This is a genomic window from Halobacillus halophilus (assembly GCF_020171985.1).
Lineage (GTDB): Bacteria > Bacillota > Bacilli > Bacillales > Halobacillaceae > Halobacillus > Halobacillus halophilus_A.
On sequence record NZ_JAIVAL010000022.1, the window covers coordinates 1 to 3,776 of the forward strand.

The 3,776-nt window shown below is 40.3% G+C and carries 4 protein-coding genes; 3 read left to right on the top strand and 1 reads right to left on the bottom strand.

The genetic code is table 11. The features are described from left to right. Positions 1–537: 537 nt before the first annotated feature. Genes spoIIGA through sigG form a run of 3 tightly spaced genes read left to right on the top strand, consistent with a single transcriptional unit; the run spans position 538 to position 3,060 of the window. A complete protein-coding gene (gene spoIIGA / locus LCM11_RS20255; protein WP_224896027.1) occupies positions 538–1,464 on the top strand; it encodes a sigma-E processing peptidase SpoIIGA in 927 nt (308 codons plus the stop codon). A gap of 15 nt (positions 1,465–1,479) precedes the next feature. Continuing rightward, a complete protein-coding gene (gene sigE, locus LCM11_RS20260) occupies positions 1,480–2,199 on the top strand; it encodes an RNA polymerase sporulation sigma factor SigE (RefSeq protein WP_014643122.1) in 720 nt (239 codons plus the stop codon). A gap of 21 nt (positions 2,200–2,220) precedes the next feature. Beyond that, positions 2,221–3,060, top strand: a complete 840-nt coding sequence (gene sigG, locus LCM11_RS20265; RefSeq protein ID WP_224896029.1) for an RNA polymerase sporulation sigma factor SigG — start codon at positions 2,221–2,223, stop codon at positions 3,058–3,060. Between the two features lie 18 nt (positions 3,061–3,078). Here the strand turns inward: sigG and LCM11_RS20270 are convergent, their stop codons facing one another. Beyond that, the gene (locus LCM11_RS20270) at positions 3,079–3,330 is read right to left on the bottom strand and encodes a hypothetical protein (protein WP_224896028.1); all 252 of its coding nucleotides are present in this window, start codon (positions 3,328–3,330) and stop codon (positions 3,079–3,081) included. Positions 3,331–3,776 lie beyond the last annotated feature (446 nt).

Below are 3,776 nucleotides of genomic sequence, written 5' to 3' on the forward strand. Positions count from 1 at the left end.
GCTGAAATGAGTGATGAACAATTCCTCTTCTTCAAAAGGTCCGATTTTCTGCCTATGGTTGGGCTGGTGGGGAAATGGGGAGACTCCCATGGGAGAAGGAATCAGGTGAGATCCCGCAGAGAGTGAAACGAGCGAGGAAGCTCACCGTTCCCCCATAGGAAAGCGAGTCATTTCCCCACCAGCCCTTTCCTCAATCAAACGTATTGGACTTAGTTATCTCGAAATCAAGTCTTCAACAAACGGGAGCTTATATGGAAGATCAATTCAAGGTTTCATACAGCCAAAAAAACCTTGTTCAGAACTCTTCTTTTTCATTCCGATCTGTTATAACCATTGACACCTACGATGTTACTCATAAAAATCTCTTCAGAGAACGAAACAGAGAAAGGCGGGTAAATTGCGGTAAGAGTAATGAAGGTTAACAACAAGATGCTACGATTATTGGCCGTTACATGATGTTACAAAACTTGCTAGGCTGCTAATCAGATTGTGACAGACTTTTCAAAAGGACAGGCTTATAATTTGATATAACAATAGATGAAGGGAGCGGGAGTCATCTATCTAGATGCTGTCTGGTTGCTCAATCTTTTAATGGATGCCATGATCCTCTATCTTACTCAGGGTGTGGTAAGGGCTAAATCTTCTAAAATCCGTATGTTTTGTGCAGCTTTTGCAGCCTCCAGCATTGTGCCTATATCTATCTTTATGCCGGATTTCTGGTTGACGAGCACCCTTGGGAAGCTGGTCTTTTCTCTACTTATCATTGGAATTGCCTTTTCCTTTACCTCACTTCGTGCTTTTATTCTACAGTTGGTCAGCTTTTATTTTATAACATTTTCCATCGGAGGAAGTATGCTTGGTGTCCATTTTTTCCTAGCCACGGAAATAAGTATTCAAGGAGGATCGATTGTAACATTTACAGGGGGGTATGGTGACCCGGTTAGCTGGATGTTTGTATGTGTTGGATTTCCTTGTTCATTTTTGTTCACAAAATGGCGAATGGAGCAAGTAAGCGTCCACAAAATGAAGCTTGAGAACATTTATGATGTGAAAGTCACTTGGAATGGTAAAGAAGTCCTCTGCCGTGGAATGGTCGATAGCGGTAATCAATTAATTGATCCAATCAGCAGAAAGATGGTCTTCCTGGCTGATCATACGGTGATGGGACAGTTTCTTGAACCGGAAGTACTTGAAAAACTTAAAGTAGAACAAGTTGTGACTTCAATGGAAGAGCTGCCACCAGATATTCAATCGTCTGTTCGCTTAGTACCTTTTCAAGCCGCAGGTTCCAAGGGTCAATTGCTTGTTACAGTGTTAGTGGATCAAATATCGATAGTAACTCCACAAGGAAACTTAGAAATGAAACAGCCATTGGTCGGTGTACAGCATCATGACCTTACCCATGATCGTCTTTATCAAATGCTGATACATCCCCACATAATGGTTAAAGGAAAAACTGCCTAAGGGAAGGGGAATGACATGGTCAAATGGTTCTTTAAATTAAGGCTTTGGTTTTATCGTATTCTAATAAAGCTTGGGATTAAACAAGATGAAATTTATTATATTGGAGGTAGTGAAGCTTTACCACCTCCACTTTCAAGAGAAGAAGAGAAAGAACTGCTTGAACTTCTGCCAAAAGGAGACAAAGCAGCACGGGCTATGTTAATCGAACGGAACTTACGTCTTGTAGTTTATATAGCTCGAAAATTTGAAAACACAGGGTTAAATATAGAGGATTTAATCAGTATTGGAACTATCGGCTTAATTAAAGCTGTCAATACATTTGATCCTGAGAAAAAAATTAAGCTCGCCACTTATGCGTCCCGCTGTATCGAAAATGAAATTCTTATGCACCTGAGAAAGAGTAATAAACTGAAGACAGAGGTTTCATTCGATGAACCGCTAAACGTTGACTGGGATGGAAATGAACTTTTATTATCCGATATTTTAGGAACGGAAGAAGATTTGACGACAAAAGGTATTGAGAAAAAAATTGATAAGAAATTACTTATGTCTGCATTGGATCAATTAAATGATCGTGAAAAACAGATTATGGAATTAAGGTTCGGTTTAATCGGAAAAAAAGAAAAAACACAAAAAGACGTGGCGGATATGATGGGGATCTCCCAATCATATATATCAAGGCTTGAGAAGAAGATTATTCGCCGTTTACAGCGTGAATTCGATAAAATGGTCTAATAGAACTAATAAAACAGATGCATAATTTTTCCTCCCAAGGAGATACTGAGAACTGATTACAGCTTCTTGGGAGGGTCTTATTTGACACGACATAAAGTAGAAATATGCGGAGTAGATACATCAAAACTTCCAGTGCTGACCAATAAAGAAATGAAGGCCCTGTTTATACGTCTCCAAAGTGGTGAAACGGAAGCACGTGAGGAATTAGTCAATGGGAATCTTCGTTTAGTATTATCGGTTATTCAGCGCTTCAATAATCGCGGAGAATATGGTGATGATTTATTTCAGGTAGGCTGCATTGGATTAATGAAATCCATAGACAATTTTGATTTAAGCCATAATGTTAAATTTTCTACTTATGCTGTACCTATGATTATCGGAGAAATACGCAGGTATTTACGGGATAATAATCCGATACGCGTTTCCAGGTCTTTAAGAGACACGGCTTATAAAGCGTTGCAAATGAGAGAAAAAATGATTGGTGAAACCAATAAAGACCCTGCTCCTCACGAAATTGCTGAGAGGATGGGGGTTCCACCAGAAGATGTCGTATTCGCAATGGATGCCATCCAAGATCCAGTGTCGTTGTTTGAGCCAATATACAATGATGGAGGAGATCCAATATTTGTGGTTGATCAATTAAAAGATGATCGTGAAAAAGACTCCATTTGGTTAGACGAACTCTCATTGCGTGAAGGTATGAAGAAATTAAATGATCGTGAAAAAATGATTCTGACGAAACGATTTTTCCAGGGGAAAACTCAAATGGAAGTTGCGGAAGAAATTGGGATTTCTCAAGCGCAAGTATCTCGTCTAGAAAAAGCTGCAATCAAAGAAATGAATTCATCTATGTTTCAATAAGTATTATCACTCTGTTCGTTAAGAAGTGATCTGGCTGTCGAGACTTTCTCGACAGTCTTTTTTTGTGTCTGTAAAAGTAAGTATATAATTTAACTCTATAATGTAGAACGAGTCTTGAGTTTCAACTGATCTTTGGTTCGTTATTTCTAAAAGCTTTGTAGAGCCTTCCTGTTGATCTTCCAGATAAGCTCCCATTACTTGAAGACTTGATTTCGAGATATTTGTTGAGCTGAAGGTCCTGCGGGGGACGATTTCGCTTTCCGTGGGCATGTGGTAAGCTTCCTCAGGCTACGCCTTCCGGGATCTTACCGATCATGTTCATCCCACAGGAGTCTTCATCGTCCCCCTCCGGACCTTGCCGAATAAGAAACTCGAAATCCACCAAAAATGCCTACTAAAATGAACTGGAGAGCAAAAGAGTATCTAGCTTATTTAAGTATACAACCCCTGATATACAAAGGGTTAGGCTGATTCAGAACGCTTACCTCACCTATAGTAGGGTCCGTTCACTCCTCCATCTTAGGGTGGCGGAGGAAACAAGGAGACTCCCGCGGGAGAAGGAGCTAGGCGAGACCCCACAAGGAGTTAACGACTGAGGTGGACCGGCTACAGTTGGTTGGACAGGTTGGTTAAGGTCAGATAGACTGAATTAATACAAAACACGAGGAGCTTCCGTTATGACCCCAAGAATTCGACGTAACTTCACCCAAGAATTC

Bases quoted from the DNA above. Each gene is read 5' to 3' on its own strand.
- spoIIGA (WP_224896027.1), top strand. From the start codon at position 538: ATGAAGGGAGCGGGAGTCATCTATCTAGATGCTGTCTGGTTGCTCAAT.
- sigE (WP_014643122.1), top strand. From the start codon at position 1,480: ATGGTCAAATGGTTCTTTAAATTAAGGCTTTGGTTTTATCGTATTCTA.
- LCM11_RS20270 (WP_224896028.1), bottom strand. From the start codon at position 3,330: ATGCCCACGGAAAGCGAAATCGTCCCCCGCAGGACCTTCAGCTCAACA.